This is a genomic window from Streptomyces sp. NPDC088194, from assembly GCF_040702025.1.
Classification (GTDB): domain Bacteria; phylum Actinomycetota; class Actinomycetes; order Streptomycetales; family Streptomycetaceae; genus Actinacidiphila.
In genome coordinates this window covers 1-15,731 of the sequence record NZ_JBFBIV010000071.1, presented here as the reverse complement: position 1 = coordinate 15,731, position 15,731 = coordinate 1, and the positions used below count along the sequence as shown (strand labels likewise).

At 74.3% G+C, this 15,731-nt stretch carries 16 protein-coding genes; 7 read left to right on the top strand and 9 right to left on the bottom strand.

The window, feature by feature from the left end:
- The first annotated feature begins 61 nt into the window (after nucleotides 1-61).
- On the top strand, nucleotides 62-313 hold the full coding sequence (locus AB0399_RS30115; RefSeq protein WP_328472139.1) for a phosphopantetheine-binding protein: 252 nt from the start codon (nucleotides 62-64) through the stop codon (nucleotides 311-313).
- 98 nt (nucleotides 314-411) lie between these two features.
- Here the strand turns inward: AB0399_RS30115 and AB0399_RS30110 are convergent, their stop codons facing one another.
- The 4 genes from AB0399_RS30110 to AB0399_RS30095 all read right to left on the bottom strand — a co-directional run bounded on the left by AB0399_RS30110 (nucleotide 412) and on the right by AB0399_RS30095 (nucleotide 4,942).
- A complete protein-coding gene (locus AB0399_RS30110) occupies nucleotides 412-1,278 on the bottom strand; it encodes an ACP S-malonyltransferase (protein ID WP_328474771.1) in 867 nt (288 codons plus the stop codon).
- A gap of 166 nt (nucleotides 1,279-1,444) precedes the next feature.
- Nucleotides 1,445-2,701, bottom strand: a complete 1,257-nt coding sequence (locus AB0399_RS30105; RefSeq protein ID WP_366413491.1) for a pyridoxal phosphate-dependent aminotransferase — start codon at nucleotides 2,699-2,701, stop codon at nucleotides 1,445-1,447.
- 58 nt (nucleotides 2,702-2,759) lie between these two features.
- Complete coding sequence (locus AB0399_RS30100; RefSeq protein ID WP_366413496.1) at nucleotides 2,760-4,091, bottom strand: lysine 2,3-aminomutase; 1,332 nt, start codon at nucleotides 4,089-4,091, stop codon at nucleotides 2,760-2,762.
- Between the two features lie 2 nt (nucleotides 4,092-4,093).
- Nucleotides 4,094-4,942 (bottom strand): mycofactocin-coupled SDR family oxidoreductase, encoded by an 849-nt coding sequence (locus tag AB0399_RS30095; RefSeq protein WP_328472135.1) that lies wholly within the window; start codon nucleotides 4,940-4,942, stop codon nucleotides 4,094-4,096.
- A gap of 534 nt (nucleotides 4,943-5,476) precedes the next feature.
- Here AB0399_RS30095 and mftA point away from each other — a divergent pair.
- From mftA to mftC, 3 genes are read left to right on the top strand one after another with little or no spacing between them, the layout of a single operon-like run.
- The gene (gene mftA, locus AB0399_RS30090; protein WP_329362536.1) at nucleotides 5,477-5,656 is read left to right on the top strand and encodes a mycofactocin precursor MftA; all 180 of its coding nucleotides are present in this window, start codon (nucleotides 5,477-5,479) and stop codon (nucleotides 5,654-5,656) included.
- 24 nt (nucleotides 5,657-5,680) lie between these two features.
- Nucleotides 5,681-6,028 carry a mycofactocin biosynthesis chaperone MftB gene (mftB, locus tag AB0399_RS30085; protein WP_329362538.1) on the top strand — a complete coding sequence of 116 codons (348 nt, stop codon included), beginning with the start codon at nucleotides 5,681-5,683 and terminating at the stop codon, nucleotides 6,026-6,028.
- Nucleotides 6,025-7,191, top strand: a complete 1,167-nt coding sequence (mftC, locus tag AB0399_RS30080) for a mycofactocin radical SAM maturase (protein WP_328472129.1) — start codon at nucleotides 6,025-6,027, stop codon at nucleotides 7,189-7,191. Before mftB ends, mftC begins: the two co-directional genes overlap by 4 nt.
- Before the next feature lie 96 nt (nucleotides 7,192-7,287).
- On the opposite strand, the gene mftF is transcribed toward mftC, so the two are convergent.
- The 5 genes from mftF to AB0399_RS30055 form a co-directional block, all read right to left on the bottom strand.
- Nucleotides 7,288-8,844, bottom strand: coding sequence for a mycofactocin biosynthesis glycosyltransferase MftF (gene mftF / locus AB0399_RS30075; protein ID WP_366413490.1), 1,557 nt, complete (start codon nucleotides 8,842-8,844; stop codon nucleotides 7,288-7,290).
- Nucleotides 8,841-9,644 (bottom strand): mycofactocin-coupled SDR family oxidoreductase, encoded by an 804-nt coding sequence (locus AB0399_RS30070; protein WP_328472125.1) that lies wholly within the window; start codon nucleotides 9,642-9,644, stop codon nucleotides 8,841-8,843. Before AB0399_RS30070 ends, mftF begins: the two co-directional genes overlap by 4 nt.
- Entirely contained in the window at nucleotides 9,641-10,384 is a 744-nt protein-coding gene (gene mftE, locus AB0399_RS30065) for a mycofactocin biosynthesis peptidyl-dipeptidase MftE (RefSeq protein ID WP_366413489.1), read from the bottom strand. Before mftE ends, AB0399_RS30070 begins: the two co-directional genes overlap by 4 nt.
- A complete protein-coding gene (gene mftD / locus AB0399_RS30060) occupies nucleotides 10,381-11,574 on the bottom strand; it encodes a pre-mycofactocin synthase MftD (RefSeq protein WP_329362547.1) in 1,194 nt (397 codons plus the stop codon). The genes mftE and mftD overlap by 4 nt, the downstream gene beginning before the upstream one ends.
- A gap of 420 nt (nucleotides 11,575-11,994) precedes the next feature.
- Entirely contained in the window at nucleotides 11,995-12,417 is a 423-nt protein-coding gene (locus AB0399_RS30055; RefSeq protein ID WP_329362550.1) for a secondary thiamine-phosphate synthase enzyme YjbQ, read from the bottom strand.
- Nucleotides 12,418-12,628: 211 nt separating this feature from the next.
- On the opposite strand from AB0399_RS30055, the gene AB0399_RS30050 reads away from it, so the two are divergent.
- From AB0399_RS30050 to AB0399_RS30040, 3 genes are all read left to right on the top strand, one after another.
- Nucleotides 12,629-13,408, top strand: a complete 780-nt coding sequence (locus AB0399_RS30050) for a glycoside hydrolase family 3 N-terminal domain-containing protein (protein WP_366413488.1) — start codon at nucleotides 12,629-12,631, stop codon at nucleotides 13,406-13,408.
- A gap of 169 nt (nucleotides 13,409-13,577) precedes the next feature.
- Complete coding sequence (locus AB0399_RS30045) at nucleotides 13,578-14,804, top strand: NAD(P)-binding domain-containing protein (RefSeq protein ID WP_366413487.1); 1,227 nt, start codon at nucleotides 13,578-13,580, stop codon at nucleotides 14,802-14,804.
- A gap of 175 nt (nucleotides 14,805-14,979) precedes the next feature.
- The coding region (locus tag AB0399_RS30040) for a (Fe-S)-binding protein (protein WP_366413495.1) at nucleotides 14,980-15,731 on the top strand (752 nt) is incomplete at its 3' end.

The window sequence follows — 15,731 nt, the reverse complement described above, 5'->3', positions numbered from 1 at the left end:
GCATCATGGAACAGGAGAGCCATCGCCCGGTGGCTCGGGTCCACGACAATTCGGAGTCGTCATGTGGGACGATCGGTTCGAGAAAATTCTGCGCACCTATCTTCCGTTCCTCTCGCCGGAGCAGCCGATCGAGAAGAACAGCGATCTGCGCGACCTCGGTCTCGACTCGTTGAGTATGGTCGGCCTGATGGCCGCTCTGGAGAACACGTATAACGTGCGGTTCGTGAACGACATGATGCGGGTCGAGACCTTCGCCACGCCGGACGTCCTGTGGTCCGGGCTGTGCGAGCTGACCCGGTCCACCGCCGGCTGACCTCTCCGACCCCGGCGGCCACCGCCGACGACCGACGTCCGTCCCCGCCGCCCGGCTCACCGGGGGGCGGGGACGGACCGTCGTACCGGCCACTGCCATCAGGCGGCCGGCCGTCCTCCGCGCGGCCGCATGACGTTCCTCGGCAGCACGTTGACCACCTCGAACGCGGCGACGGTGCAGCCGACCCGGCCGAAGAGCGCGTCCGGGCCGCACACGTGCAGCCGGCCCACCCCCAGCCCGCGCAGGCCCTCGATGACGGCCGGCCAGCGCACCGGCCGCACGTAGCCGTCCAGCAGGGTCGCGCGCACCTGCGCGGCCGTGGTCAGCACCGAGCCGTCCTGGTCGGCGACGAAAGGCAGTTCGGGGTCGCGGAACTCCAGCCGCCCGACGACCTCCTCCTCGACCCGGTCGCGCAGCGGGGCGAACACGGCGCAGTGCATGGGCGGGCGCATGGTGTAGATGGGCAGCCCGGAGGCGGCGCGCAGCCGCTCCTCCAGCCAGGCGACCTTCTCCTCGCGCAGCGAGACCATGTAGAAGTCGGCGTCGATGTAGCAGGAGATGTCGTACCACTCCCCCTGCTCCGCCAGGTCCCGCAGGATCGGATCGAGCGTCTCCCACGGGGTGCGGGCGAAGGAGTGGGTGACCACGTCCTGGTGGTGCTCGGCGAAGTACTCGGTCTCGCACCGGGCCATGCGGGCGGTCATCCACACCGCGTCCTCGAAGGCGAGGGCGCCCGCGTGGACGGCGGCGGCCTTCCCGCCGAAGCTCGCCCCGGCGCAGGCGACGGGCGGCGCGTCCATGGTCCGCTCCGACCACTGGGCCAGCGCGAGGCAGTTGACGAGGAAGGCGACCTGGGCGTACTCGGAGTAGTCGTCGTCGGCGTCGCGGTAGCGCTGGAGCAGGTCGTAGTCGAGGACCTTCTCCGCGCGCCCGAGCAGGTCCCTGGCGCAGGGGTTGACCAGCATGAACTTCGCCACGTCGGCGTAGCGCGAGGGCCCCATGCCGGGGAACGCCACGGCGTTCGCGGTCCGTTCGTCGGTTCCCGACACGGCTCGTCCTCCTGACGGTTTGGGGTGTCTGCCGGGGTGTGCGGGCGGGTCCGGCGGGTGCCGGCGGGTGCCGGCGTGCGGTTCAGGCGGTGAGTTTCGCGAAGCTCTCGGCCAGCCGGGTCAGTACCGAGTCCACGTGGGGCAGCCGCAGCGGGTCTTCCGCGTCGAGGGCCGCCTGCTGCTCCTCGCGGGTCGGCCCGTACAGCAGGCTGGTCGCCGCCTTGAAACGCAACGCCCCTTCGTCGTCGCCGAGTTGGTGACCGGCCAGCACGGCGATGCCGTACTCGTCGAGCAGGTGCGCGAAGAGCGAGGGCGAGTCGGTCACGCCCCGCCGGGCCAGCGCGTCCCGGACCGGCTCGAAGTCGGGGTAGACGTAGAACGCGCCGGTCGGCGGCCGGCAGGAGGCGCCGGCGTCGGTGAGCAGGGCGTGCACCGCCCGGGCCACCGTCCCGTGCAGACGGGCGGCGCGGCCCAGCCAGGCCCGCAGCTCCGGCGGTTCGGAGAAGGCGTACTCGGCGACCTCCTGCATGGGGGCGGCCAGCGTCGACCACACCTCGCTGCCGACGGCGACCACGTCGTCGCGCAGCCGCCGGCCGAGCGGGTTGCCCGGGAAGCGGGCGCAGCCGATCCGCCACCCGCCCAGGGCGAGGCTCTTGCTCAGGCCGGTGGTCACCACGGTCCGGTGCGGCACCACGTCGGCGGGGCTGAGGAACTCGGTGGCCGGGTCGTGGATCACGTCGCGGTAGACCTCGTCGGAGACGACGAGCAGGTCGTACTCCTCCGCCAGGGCGCACACCTCCCGGACCAGCCGGGCGGGGGCGATGGTCCCCGTGGGGTTGTCGGGCAGCGTGAGGATCACCATCCCGGGCGTCGCGCCGCGCGTGCGGGCGGCGCGCAACTCCTCCCGCAGGACGGCCGGGTCCGGTATGCCGCCGCTCTCCGGCGGGATGGGGACCCCGATCGCCCGCTTGCCGGCGAGCGCGGCCTGCGGGGCGTAGGTGTTCCAGGCCGGCTTGGGGAGGTACACCTCGCCGCCGGTCACGTGCTGAAGGCCCATCAGCAGCGGCTTGCTGCCGGGGGCCACCAGTACCTGGTCCGGCCCGGTGGGCAGGCGGCGCCGGGTGAAGTAGCCCGCCACCGCCTCCCGTACCGGCAAGCCGCCCGCCACCGGGCCGTACGCGTTGTACGCCGCCCCGGCGGCGAGCTGCCGCGCGAGGGGGGCGAAGACGGGCAGGCGGGCCTCTCCGAACCCCAGGTGCACGAGTGACTCGCCGACGGCACGCCGCTCGTCCACGATGCGGTTGAGCTCCAGGTTGGGCGAGACTTTCCGACCGGCCATGCTCCGGGCTCCTTAGTCTGTTCGGGGCGGGCCACCCGCGGCCCGTCGGGGCTCGCGCCTAGTACCGCACCCGGCCCGCGACGGCGGCGACGATGTCTTCCGGGGTCGAGGGGTCGCACTCCAACTCGTCGATCCAGCAGGCGGTCGGCGAGTACAGGGCCCGGAACGGCCGCCCGACCAGCTGGGGATCGCGGGCCTGCACCATGCGCAGGGCGAAGTACCGCCCCTCGGGGGTGTCCTGGACGCCGTCGACGAGGACCTTCCCCGGGGTCGCCGACATCACCGGGCCGCGCACGGTGCGGGCGAGGCCGGGCAGGGTCCGGTACGCCTCGCGGAAGATGGTGGCGGCACGGGCCAGCGGGACCTTGAAGTAGTCGTGCGGGCCGGTGTCGCGCTCGACGAACATGTAGTACGGCACCGCGTCGGCGGCCAGTTCCCGGCGCCACAGCTCCGCCCAGGTCCGCGGGTCGTCGTTGACGTGTGCGATGAGCGGTGCCTGGCAGTACACCAGGGCCCCGGTGGACCGGATGCGCGACACCGCGCGCCGCGCGATGTCGGTCTCCAGCTCGCGGGGGTGGCTGAAGTGCGCCATCACCGCGAGGTTGCGGCCGGAGGCGACGACCTGCTCGAAGAGCCGGAGCAGGTCGTCCGCGTCCTGGTCGGTGACGAACCGCTGCGGCCAGTAGGCCACGGCCTTGGTGCCGATCCGGATGGTGCGCAGCGTGTCCACCGTCAGCAGCGGTTCGAGGTGGCTGCGCAGCCGGTCGGTGGACATGATCGCGGGGTCGCCGCCGGTGACCAGCACGTCGCTGACGTCCGGGTGGTCGCCGAGGTACGTCAGCAGGTGCCCGGGGTCGGGCGCGGCGAAGCGCAGGTCGGCCTCGCCGACGAACTGCGCCCAGCGGAAGCAGTACGTGCAGTAGGCGTGGCAGCTCTGGCCGTGGCCGGGGAAGTACAGCACCGTCTCGCGGTACTTGTGCTGCATGCCCTTGAGTTCGACGCCGTCCTGCTGTGGCACGTTGAGCTGCATCTGCCCCGACGGGTGCGGGTTGAGCCGCGCGCGGATCGAGTTCACCGTCTCGGTCAGCTCGCGGCGCGAGACGGTGTCGTCGGCGTCCAGCAGCACCGACAGCCGCTTCTCGTCCTCGCTGGAGAGCATCCCCTGCTGGGGGAAGACGAGCTGGTAGATCGGGTCGTCCGGGAGGTTCTGCCAGTCGATGAGGTTCGACAGGACGTACTCGTTCACCCGGAAGGGGAGCACCTGGGAGACCAGCCGCACCGTCTTCCTGAGCTCGTCGGGCAGGCCGTACCGCGCCGCGATCGTGTCGATCTGGCGCGGGCCGTACGCACGGAATCGGGACACCCCCGCGTCCGGCAAGGCCGCGGACACGGTCACCGGCCCTGCTTGACCAGCGCGCCGGCGTCGATCCGCAGATGCAGCCCGGTCACGTACCGCGACTCGTCCGAGGCGAGGTACACCACGGCGTTGGAGACGTCCTCGGCGTGCACGTACGGGACCGGCATGGCCTGGATGGTGGTGAAGATCGGCTCGGCGTCGGCCCGGCCGGGGTTCTCCATGTCGGGCCGGAACGCCTGGTAGACGGCGTCGTTGAGGAGCATGGAGGTGTCCACGTTGGTCGGGTGGACGGCGTTGACCCGGCGGCCGGAGGCGGCGAGCTGGTTGGCGAGCGCGTTCGCGTAGTCCACCATGACGTGCTTGGCGAACTTGTAGCCGCCCATGCCGGGGCCGGCCATGGCGTCCTCGGGGCCGGGCGGCAGGAAGCCCATGATCGAGCCGACGAGGATGATCGAGCCGCCCTCTCCCAGGTGCGGGAGCGCGGCGTGCACGGTGTTGATGGAGCCGACGAGGTTGACGTCGATGGTGCCGGTGAACGAGCCGACCGGAAGCTGGGCGCCCATCGGCAGGATGCCCGCGTTCGGGACGACCACGTCGAGCCGGCCGAGTTCGGCCACTCCCGCGTCGATCGCGGCGCGCAGCGCGGCCGCGTCCCGCACGTCGGCGCGCCTGGCGAAGACGCGGCGGCCGGCCTTCTCGACCAGCCGCGCGGTCTCGTCCAAGTCGGCCTGCGTGGCCATTGGATACGTCGCCGCGTCGTTGTCCTCGCACGCGTCGATCGCGATGATGTCCGCGCCCTCCTCGGCCAGTCGCACTGCGTGACTGCGCCCCTGCCCGCGCGCGGCGCCCGTCACCACGGCGACTTTGCCTTCCACCCGGCCCATCGAGGCCCTCCTTGATGCGTTGTGGACGTGCTTCAACTCCTGGACGTACCAGGGAAGTCGAACCGCGCCCGCCGGCAGGCGGGGCGGCAGCGGCGATCCCGCAGCTTTTCTACCGCCCGGGCCCGGGCGGAACGGCCGCCGATGACCCCTAGCCCACGCCGTCACCGCACCTCAGGGGTCCCCCTATCCTCCGTGGATCGCGGGAAGGGACGGTTTTAGGGGGGTGAGCCGACCGGCACCGGTCCGGCTCCCCTGACGGCGGCCGGCCGCCGCGCTCGCACGCCGCTCCCGGCCCTGGTCCGGTGCCCTGCGGGAGGCCGCGGGGGGCTCGCGCGGTGTTCGCGGGAGGCGGCCCCAGGCGCTGCCGGCCCGGGTCCGGCGGGCCCTGGCGCCTCTTCCGCCCCAGCCGGACCGGGCCATATCATCCGTGCGTCCGGTGCCCACGACGTGGTGCCGTCGGCGCCGGTTCGCGGCTCCCTCCGCGCTCCCGGCGATCCTTCCGCGCACCGCCTGTGCCCCATGAAGGAGCGTCACATGAGCGATCTCGCCACCACCGATCCCGCCACCGCCGATTCGACCACCGCCTCCATCGCCGCTTCCACCGCCGCCTCCACCGCTGCCGGTTCCCCGGCCCCCGGCGGCGCCGAGCAGCCGGTCGAGGAGGACCTGCTCGTCGAGGACGTGTCGATCGACGGCATGTGCGGCGTGTACTGACCGGCGACGAGGAGTGAGGACCGTATGCCCGTGGAGTTCGACATCGAGCGCGCCTGGACGCTGCATCCGCAGGTCTCGGTACGCCCCGAGCCGTTCGGCGCGCTGCTGTACCACTTCGGCACGCGGCGGCTGTCATTCCTCAAGGACCCCGAACTTCTGAGCGTGGTACGGGAGTTGGACGCGCAGCCCAGTGCTCGCCGGGCGTGCGAGGTGGTCGCGGGCGACCGCCTGCCCGCCTTCACGGCCGCGCTGTCCACGCTCGCCCGCACCCGGATGATCGTCGAGCGGCACGCCGCGAGCACCGAAACCGCCGGGGACGCGCCGAGGGTGCCCTCTGCCGCGCCCGGCCGAGAGGACAGGAGGCTTCCGTGACCCGCCTGGTGGAACACTTCCAGCGGGGGCTGGACGCCCCCATCTGCCTGACGTGGGAGCTGACGTACGCCTGCAACCTCGCCTGCGTGCACTGCCTTTCCAGCTCCGGGCGGCGCGACCCGCGCGAGCTGTCCACCGCCGAATGCCGTTCGGTGATCGACGAGTTGCAGCGCATGCAGGTCTTCTACGTGAACATCGGCGGCGGCGAGCCCACCGTGCGCCCGGACTTCTGGGAACTCGTCGACTACGCCACCGCGCACCAGGTCGGCGTCAAGTTCTCGACCAACGGGGTACGCATCACCGAGGAGGTCGCGGCCCGGCTCGCCGGGAGCGACTACGTGGACGTGCAGATCTCGCTGGACGGCGCCACCGCCGAGGTCAACGACCGGGTGCGCGGGCCGGGTTCGTACGACACGGCGGTCCGGGCGATGCGCAACCTGGCGGCGGCCGGGTTCCGCGGCTTCAAACTCTCGGTCGTCGCGACCCGGCACAACATCGGCCAGCTCGACGACTTCGCGGCACTCGCCGACCGCTACGGCGCCCAACTGCGGCTGACCCGGCTGCGCCCCTCCGGGCGCGGAGCCGACACCTGGGACGAGCTGCACCCGCGGCCCGAACAGCAACGCGAGCTGTACGACTGGCTGGTGGCGCACGGGGAGAAGGTGCTCACCGGCGACTCGTTCTTCCACCTGTCGGCCTTCGGGCAGTCGATGCCCGGGCTCAACCTGTGCGGAGCCGGCAGGGTGGTCTGCCTGATCGACCCGGTCGGCGACGTCTACGCGTGCCCGTTCGCCATCCACGACGCCTTCCGGGCCGGGAACGTCCGCGAGCCGGGCGGCTTCACCTCGGTGTGGCGGTCCTCCGAGCTGTTCGAGCAGTTGCGTGAACCGCAGTCCGCGGGCGCCTGCGCGTCCTGCGGCCACTTCGACGCCTGCCAGGGCGGTTGCATGGCGGCCAAGTTCTTCACCGGACTGCCGCTCGACGGCCCCGACCCCGAGTGCGTGCGGGGGTTCGGCGAACGCGCCCTGGAGGGGGTGGCGGCGGGACACGCGCCGCGCCCCTCCCAGGACCACTCGCGGCCCGTACGCGCGGGCGTCGGGCCGGTCCCGGTGACCATCGGGCGGCGGATGCCGGCCAAGCCCTGCGACGAGAGCCCGTTGTGAACCCGGAGGGCACCGGCGGCCGTTCAGGCGCCGGTGCCCTCGGATCTCGGGTGGCCCGGGGGGATCGCGGCGGGCGTCGCGGTCCCCCCGGGGCGTTCACGGTGCGGAGCGCGGGAACGGCCGGTCCCCCCGGGTCCCGGCCCCCGGCCGCGCAGCAGCAGCGGCCGAAGCACCAGCAGCGGCCGAAGTACCCGCGGCACCCGCGGCACCCGCGGCAGAACGCGCACGCACACCCGCCCCCGCCCCCGCCCCTGAGCGGCGGATCTCGGGCAGCAGGCAGCGGATCGACCGCCCCCTGACCGCCCCCGCCCACAGCCCCGAGCCGTACGCGAGGTCGTCCAGCCGGCGGGCCAGCGCGAAACGCACCGGGTCCAGGTCGGGGGCGCGCAGGCGGTACTCCAGCAGCCCGTCGGCGACCGCGGCCAGCGCCACCGCCCGGCGGGCCCGGGACGACACCACGCAGCCGGCGAGGCTCAGCGGCCACCAGTGCCGCAGCAGCAGCGCGGCCGCCTGCTCGGCGGTGGCCGCCACCCCCAGGCCGGTCAGGGAAACGGCGATCCGGTGCCGTCCGGCGCTCCCGGCCGGCACCTTGCGCAGGTTCCGGCGGGTCACCGCGGTGAGCACCACCGCGGCCGCCGGCAGCGACCAGCGCCGCTGCGCCAGCGCCGCTACGCCGACGGCCGCGGCCCACGGCGTGAGCACCGCCGGGGCCACCGCCGGGCCGTGCCGCGCGGAGAGCGTGTGCGCCCCCGTGCCGTAGTACGCCTTGCGGCCCAGCCAGTCGGCGAGGCCGCTGCGGTGGTCGTGCCGGACCGCGACGGACGGCTCGTAGCGGACCCGGTGCCCCTCGGCGGCCAGCCGCCAGACCAGGTCGACGTCCTCGCCGACCCGCATGGACTCGGTGAACCCCGGCCCGAGCGCGTCGACGCGCGCCACCAGGCAGGCGCTGGGCACCCACGACACGCGCGAGCGCGGATGGACCAGGGCCGGGTGCGCCTGGAGGTCGAGCGAGGAACGGGCCCCCTCGTAGCGGACGATCCAGTTGCCCCGCTCCGGCGTGCCCGGCCCGTGCAGGCCGAGGACCCGGGGGGCGACGACGGCGAGTTCGGGGTCGTGGAAGTGGCGCAGCAGCATCGGCAGGGTGTCGGGCTCGACGGTGATGTCGCTGTCGATGAACGCCACGAAGGGGGTGCGGACCTGCCGCAGCCCGGTGTTGCGGGCGGCGGCCGGCCCGCGGTTGCCGGGGTGGCGGATCAGGCGAGCGCCGTGCCGGTGGGCGACGCGGGCCACCGGGTCCGGGTCGGGGGAGGCGTCGTCCACGACGATCACCTCGACCCGTCCGGCCACGCCGGCCAGCAGCCGCTCCAGCGCGTCGGGCCGGCCGTGGGCCGGCACGACCACGGTGAGCTGCCCGAGGTCGGCCGGCGGGAGCGCGGTGACGACCGGGTGCGCCATCCCCAGCGCCACCAGCCGGGTCGCGAGCCGCAGCGAGGTCGGACCGTCGATCCGTATCCGCCGGCCCGCCAGGAGCGCCACGGCGGGCGCGGACAGGCGCAGCAGGCGGGGCGGCGCTCCCCCGACGAGGACGCGTCCGCGGTCGTACCGCCTGACCCTGGAGCCGAGTTCCACCACGGAACCGACCGGAAGCGTCATCCGCGGAACCCGCCCTCGGCGCTGACGACCGTCCCGTTGGCGACGCCGCCGGGCCGGGAGCAGCAGAAGGCGACGACGTCGGCGACCTCCTCGGGCTCGATCAGCCGGCCGTCGAGTTGCGAGCCGGCGAACGTCTCGGTGCCGACGTCGTAGAGCGCGGCGGTGGCGTCCAGCATGGCCGTCCGGGTCGAGCCGGGGGACACCGCGACGGCGGTCACCCCGGTGTTCACGAGGTCGGCGGCCAGCCCGCGGACCAGGCCGACGACGGCGTGCTTGGCGGCGCCGTACCCGGCCAGGTGGAACAGGCCGCGGGTGCCCGCGGCGGAGGCCACGGCGACGAACCGGCAGCCGGCCGGGTCGGGCCCGCTCAGCATGTGCGGCACGCAGGCCGCCGCGGTGTTCCACACCCCCATGACGTCGACCTCCCACAGGGTCCGCACCTGCTCCGGCGGGGTCTCCCACACCGGCAGGCCGCCGCAGATGACGGCCGCGGCCGCCACCGCCGCGTCGAGCCGGCCGAACTCCTCGACCGCGGCGGCCGCGGCGGCCCGCAGCGCGTCGGCGTCGCGGACGTCGGCGACCCGGGTGACGACCTGGCCGGGGTACCGCGCGCCGAGCGCCTCCAACTCCGCACGGCTCGCCAGCGGGTAGTCCACGCCGGGGCCGCGCCCGGGACCGTCGCCCGCGCAGCCGTCGAGGGCGACGACCGCGTACCCGTCCGCGCACAGCGCCCGTACGGTCGCGGCGCCGATGCCGCGCGCGGCGCCCGTGACCAGCGCGACCCGCCGGGTGCCGGTCATGCCCGGGCCCCGGCGTGGCTCAGCCGGCCGCGGGCGTCAGGGCTGCCGCCGATCCGCTCGGCCGCGTCCGCCACCAGGGCGTCGAGGAGTCGGGCGCCCTCCTGCGCGGTCGCGCCGGTCGGGTCGCCGAGCACGCCGGACGGCGAGACCGCGGCCACGCCCCCGGCGATGATCGTCGGCAGCAACTCCGCGAGCGGCGCGGGGTTTCCGGGCTCGGCCCGGAGCATGTCGACCCGCTCCGGGGCCAGATGGAGCATCAGCGAGGTCTCGCAGCGGCCGGCGTGCGCGTCGCCGCCCTCCGGTACGCAGGCCACCCAGCCCACGTCGTGCCCCTCGTCGACCAGTTGGCCGACCGCGCCGGTCAGGCAGGCGAGGTTGCCGCCGTGGCCGTTGACGAACACGACCCGGCCGGACCACAGGGACAGGGAGCGGACGAGTTCGACGAGCATGAACCGCAGCGCCTCGTTGCCGATCGACATCGTGCCCGGGAAGGACTGGTGTTCGCCACTGGCCGCGTACACGATCGGCGGCGCCAGCAGTATCCGGTCCGCGGGGCCGGTGCCGGCCAGGCGCAGGGCCGCACCCTCGGCCACGGCGGTGGCGACCGTGGTGTCGGTGTCCAGCGGCAGGTGGGGGCCGTGCTGCTCGATCGAGCCGACCGGCACCAGGACCACCGGGCGGTGCGGCAGCGAGGTCCAGGTGCGGTGGGCCAGGTTCGCGGGCTGCGCGCCCGGCTTCACTTCCGCCCCGTGCGGTCGGTGTCGCCGAGCGTGCGGGTGAAGCCGGCCGGCACGATCACGTCGTCGGGCACCAGCTCCCCGACGCCGGCCCGGCCGAGGCCGAGCAGCGCGGAGCGGATGCCGCCGGCCATGACGTCCAGGACGTTCTCCACGCCGCCCTGTCCCGCGGCGGCGAGCCCCCACAGGTAGGCGCGGCCGATCATCACGGCGCGCGCGCCGAGCGCGAGGGCCTTGACGACGTCGCTGCCGCGCCGGATGCCCCCGTCCATCAGCACCTCCACCTCGCCGCCCACCGCCTCGGCCACCGCGGGCAGCATGCGGATGGGGGCGGGGGTGCCGTCGAGGTTGTTGCCGCCGTGGTTGGAGACGGAGATCGCGGTGACCCCGCAGTCCACGGCGCGGCGGGCGTCGTCCAGCCGCGAGACGCCCTTGAGCATGAAGGGGCCGCGCCATTCGTCCCGCAGCCAGCGGATGTCGTCCCAACTGGGCGGCGGGGTCTGCATCCACGCGCCGTAGGCGCCGAAGAACGTCGGCGTGACGCCGTCCGGGCCGGTGAGGTTGGGAGTCGTGAGGTCGGGGAGCTTGCCGGAGCGGGCGTAGTCCAGCAGCCAGGAGGGCCGGGTCAGCGCCTGCGGGGCGAGCTTCGCCATGGCCCGCAGGTCCAGCCGCTCCGGTATCCAGGGGCTGCCCCAGTCGCGGCCGTGCGAGAAGGACCAGTCGAGGGTGACGATCAGGCCCACCGCCCCGGCGGTACGGGCCCGGTCCATCATGCGGACCATCGCGTCCTTCGACCCCATCCAGTACATCTGGAAGAACGTCTTCGGGTTGGCCGCCACCACCTCCTCGACCGGTTTGCTCGCGAAGGAGCTGAGCCCCATCGCGGTGCCCCGCGCCGCGGCGGCGCGGGCGACGGCCACCTCGCCGTCGGGGTGAACGGCCTGGACCCCGGTCGGGGAGATGACCACCGGCAGCGCGATCGGCTGCCCCATGACCGTGGTCGCCAGATCCTGTTCCGGGGGCTGGCCGGCCACGTGCGGGGCCATTCCCAACTCCCGGAACGCCGCGGTGTTGTCCCGGTAGGACACCCCCGCCTCGGACCCGGCGAGCAGCGCGCCGTAGACGGATTTCGGAAGGCGCTTCTCGGCTCGTCGCTGGGCGTGTGCGACGGTCTCGAACCAATTGCTGCCCACGACATACCCCTTCACTCGGTGGAGGCCGCGCTCGCCGCCGATGGGGACTCGGGCACGGGAGCTCACGGCGTGTGGCCCATGAGAGGCTGCCCCCACGGCTCCGGGGGGAGGCGGTCGTCCGCCGTGCATCTGGACGATAGTGGCGCCGGGTGGGGAAAAGAAGGGCACATGCCGAAGTCGCCGATCACTGCCCCGGCTCGCCGGGCCGGCCCAACTCCCTTGCCCGCGGCCGCACTCAGCGCGTACGGCCGGGCCGGCGCGGTTCGGAGCCGGCAGGGCTTCGCCGGGACCGCGGATTCGTGGGGGCCTCGGATTCGTGGGGCCCGCGGCTCAGTGGGGGCCCGCGGATTCGTCGGGCCCGCAGCTCCGTCCGGACCGCGGATTCGTCGGGCCCGCGGCTCCGTCCGGACCGCGGTTCGCTCAGCCCAGGAAGCTCAGGCGGACCTGGCGGTCGGTGTTGGAGACGTTGGTGTCCACCAGCACGACGGACTGCCAGGTGCCCAGCTCCAGCCGGCCGCCGATCACCGGCAGCGTCGCGTGCGGCGGCACCAGCGCGGGCAGCACGTGGTCGCGGCCGTGGCCGCGCGGGCCGTGCCGGTGCCGCCACCGGTCGTCGGCAGGCAGCAGGTCGCCGAGCAGGGCGAGCAGGTCCTCGTCGCTGCCCGCGCCGGTCTCGATGACCGCGATGCCCGCGGTGGCGTGCGGTACGAAGACGTTGAGCAGCCCGTCCCGCCCCTGCGCCGTCCCCCGCAGGAAGCCGGTGCAGGCGTCGGTCAGGTCGTGGACGATCTCACGGTCGCCGGTGTGGATGTCGAGGACACGGGTTCCAAAGCGTTCGGCCATGCCTTCCATGGTGGCCCATGGCGGCCCGCCCGTCCGGATGCCGCGTCCGGCCTCAGGAGCCGACCGGCGGTCCGCGGCGCGGGGCGGAACGTTGCGGGCGAGCGTCGCGGGTGAACGTCGCGGGTGATGGGGATCATTGCCCCGGCCGCAGATTGGTCTGTACCATTCGGGGGGTTCGCCGACTGCCGCGCCCCGGAGGGGGACCCCAGACGTGAAGACGCTGCACCGGCTCGCCGTGCTGGTCGACTCCTGCCTGCTGCCGTCCGTGAACGGCGGCGGCTCCCCTCTGCCGGAGTGGATTCTGCGCGGGCTGGAACGGGGCACGCCGGGCGCCGCCGTCCACGCGTACGAGCCCGCCGCCGCCCGGGCCGCCGCCGACGCGGTACGGGCCGCCCTGCCGGACGCGCTGACCGCCCACTGCGGACCGGTCGGCGCCGCCGTGGGAGGTGGCGCCGCCGCCGCGGCGTCGATGGCCGCCGGGGCGAATCTCCACCTCGGGGTGCGGCCGGGCGCGCGGCCCGGCGAGACCCGAGCGTTCGTGACGGACCTTCAGACATACGGCGTGGCGGCGGCGTTGGGGCCCTTCACCGGCGCCGGAAACCTGCTTCCCTTCGCGGAGGGCACGGCCGCGGGGGTACGGGCGATCTCGGCCGCCGTGCCCGCGGCGCTCCACAGCCACGCGATCACCGGGGTGCTGCGCGGCGAACTCGGCTACACCGGCGTCGTGCTGAGCGACACCCTCGACGCGCCGTCCATCGTCGACGGGTGGGGGGTGCCGGGCGCCGCCGTCCTCGCCTGGATCGCCGGGGTCGACCTCATCCGGCTCGGCCCGGCCAGCGGGCCCGGGGTGCGCGACGCGATCCACGCGGCCACCGCCCGTGCGGTCTCCGACGGCGACCTCCCGCTTTCCCGCCTGGAAGAAGCGGCGGAACGCGTCGCCCGCTTGCGGCGGTGGGCCTCCAACCCGCTCGCCCAGCCCTGCGGGGCCTGAGCCGCCCGCCCCGACCCGCCCGACACGACCCGGGGCCCAGGGCACCCCGCCTCCTCCGCCGACCTCTACGCGTGCCGTCACGGCGCCCCCGCCCCTTCCCCGCCGGGCGCGACGGGAGAAGCAGGGGCGGCGGGGGAAGCAATGGGCGGCGGCGCTGGTTGGCAGAGGCATGAAGGACTCGGGCGCGGGGCGACGGCCGAAAGCAGGCGAATCCGCGGTGGTGGACGCGGACGTCGCCGTGGTGGGTGCGGGGCAGGCGGGGCTGTCGGCGGCGTACTTCCTGGGCCGGGCGGGGCTGCGGGCCGGCACGGACTTCGTGGTGCTCGACCACTCCCCCGGCCCCGGGGGCGCCTGGCAGTTCAGGTGGCCCTCGCTGACGTACGGGAAGGCGCACCGGGTGCACGCGCTGCCGGGGATGGAGCTGGAGGGCGGCGACCCGCAGCAGCCGTCGTCGCAGGTCGTCGGGGAGTACTTCCGCCGGTACGAGGAGGCGTTCGACCTGCGGGTGCTGCGCCCGGTGGACGTGTCGGCGGTACGCGAGGGCGCCGGCGGGCGGCTGCGGGTGGAGACGGACCGGGGCACGTGGTCGGTGCGGGCGCTGCTGAACGCGACGGGCACGTGGGACCGGCCCTTCCTGCCGTACTACCCGGGTCAGGAGAGCTTCCTGGGGCGGCAGCTGCACACCGCGGGCTACCGGGGGGCGGCGGAGTTCGCGGGGCTGCACGTCGTGGTGGTGGGCGGCGGCACGTCTGCGGTGCAGCTGCTGATGGAGCTGCACGAGGCGGGCGGCGCGGCGCGCACCACGTGGGTGACCCGTCGGCCGCCGGTCTTCCGCGACATGGCGTTCGACGAGGAGTGGGGCCGCTCGGTGGTGGCCCGGGTGGAGGACAGGGTACGGCGGGGGCTGCCGCCGCAGAGCGTGGTGAGCGTGACCGGTCTCGCGGCGACCGAGGCGGTCCGGGACGCGCGGGCCCGCGGCATCCTGCGGCGCGAGCCGATGTTCGACCGGATCACTCCGCACGGCGTCGCCTGGGCCGACGGCCGCACGCTGGACGCCGACGTCATCCTGTGGGCGACCGGGTTCCGGGCGGCCCTGGACCACCTCGCCCCGCTGCGGCTGCGTGAACCGGGCGGCGGGGTCCGGCTGGAGGGCACCCGCGTGGTGAAGGACCCGCGGGTGCACCTGCTCGGCTACGGGCCCTCGGCGAGCACGATCGGCGCGAACCGGGCCGGGCGCAGCGCGGTCCGCGAGATCCGCGCGCTGCTCGCGGGCACCGGCGCCGCGCCCGACACCGAGTCCTCCGACGGCCCGCCGTCCGGAGCCGAGTCCGCCGACGCCACGTCGCCCGAAGCTGCCTCGCCCGCCCCCGCACCGATGCCCGTGGCCGCCCGCTGACGCGGCCCGCCGGCGTCACCCGCAACCGCGTCCGGGTGCAGCTCACAGGCCAGTTCAGCGCCAACTCGCCCAACAGACATCGGATGTATACTTCCCCTGCTGTGCACGCTTGGGGCAGTATGAGCGCATGCGTGATCGACAGCCGAGCGGCGGCGGGGTGCGGCACGAAGGCGCCCTGCGGGTCGCCCTCTTCGTGACCTGTGTCAACGACCTCCTTTACCCGGACACCGGCCGGGCCGTGGTGACCCTGCTGGAGCGGTTGGGCGTGGAGGTGGACTTCCCCGCGGCCCAGACCTGTTGCGGGCAGCCCCAGTTCAACACCGGCTACCGCCACGAGACCGAACCCCTGGTCCGCCGGTACGCCGACGCCTTCGACGGCTACGACTACGTGGTCACCCCGTCGGGCTCGTGCGCGGCGATGGTCCGCGACAACTACCCGCGGATCGCGGAGCGGGCCGCCGCCGAGGGCCGGGACGACGGGCTGGCCGCCGCGGCGGCCGCGGCCGTGCCGAAGACCTACGAACTGACCGAGTTCCTGGTGGACGTGCTCGAAGTAACCGACGTGGGCGCCTACTTCCCCCACACCGTCACCTACCACCCCTCCTGCCACGGCCTGCGCATGCTCGGCCTCGGCGAACGCCCCCGCAAACTCCTCCAAGCCGTCAAGGGCCTGGAACTCAGGGAGCTGGAAGGCGCCGAGGAATGCTGCGGCTTCGGCGGCACCTTCGCCGTCAAGAACCCCGACGTCTCCGTCGCCATGGGCCAGGACAAAGTCCGCCACGCCCTCGACACCGGCGCCCGCGTCCTGTGCGGCGCCGACAACTCCTGCCTGCTCCACCTCGACGGCATCCTCCGCCGCGACCACGCCCCCCTCCACACCCTCCACCTCGCCGAAATCCTCGCCTCCACCGAACAACACCCCTACCG

Bases quoted from the DNA above. Each gene is read 5' to 3' on its own strand.
- mftA (WP_329362536.1), top strand. From the start codon at position 5,477: ATGAGCGATCTCGCCACCACCGATCCCGCCACCGCCGATTCGACCACC.
- AB0399_RS30110 (WP_328474771.1), bottom strand. From the start codon at position 1,278: ATGCTGGTCAACCCCTGCGCCAGGGACCTGCTCGGGCGCGCGGAGAAG.
- mftF (WP_366413490.1), bottom strand. From the start codon at position 8,844: ATGACGCTTCCGGTCGGTTCCGTGGTGGAACTCGGCTCCAGGGTCAGG.
- AB0399_RS30045 (WP_366413487.1), top strand. From the start codon at position 13,578: ATGAAGGACTCGGGCGCGGGGCGACGGCCGAAAGCAGGCGAATCCGCG.
- AB0399_RS30055 (WP_329362550.1), bottom strand. From the start codon at position 12,417: ATGGCCGAACGCTTTGGAACCCGTGTCCTCGACATCCACACCGGCGAC.
- mftB (WP_329362538.1), top strand. From the start codon at position 5,681: ATGCCCGTGGAGTTCGACATCGAGCGCGCCTGGACGCTGCATCCGCAG.
- AB0399_RS30115 (WP_328472139.1), top strand. From the start codon at position 62: ATGTGGGACGATCGGTTCGAGAAAATTCTGCGCACCTATCTTCCGTTC.
- AB0399_RS30095 (WP_328472135.1), bottom strand. From the start codon at position 4,942: ATGGGCCGGGTGGAAGGCAAAGTCGCCGTGGTGACGGGCGCCGCGCGC.
- AB0399_RS30070 (WP_328472125.1), bottom strand. From the start codon at position 9,644: ATGACCGGCACCCGGCGGGTCGCGCTGGTCACGGGCGCCGCGCGCGGC.
- AB0399_RS30105 (WP_366413491.1), bottom strand. From the start codon at position 2,701: ATGGCCGGTCGGAAAGTCTCGCCCAACCTGGAGCTCAACCGCATCGTG.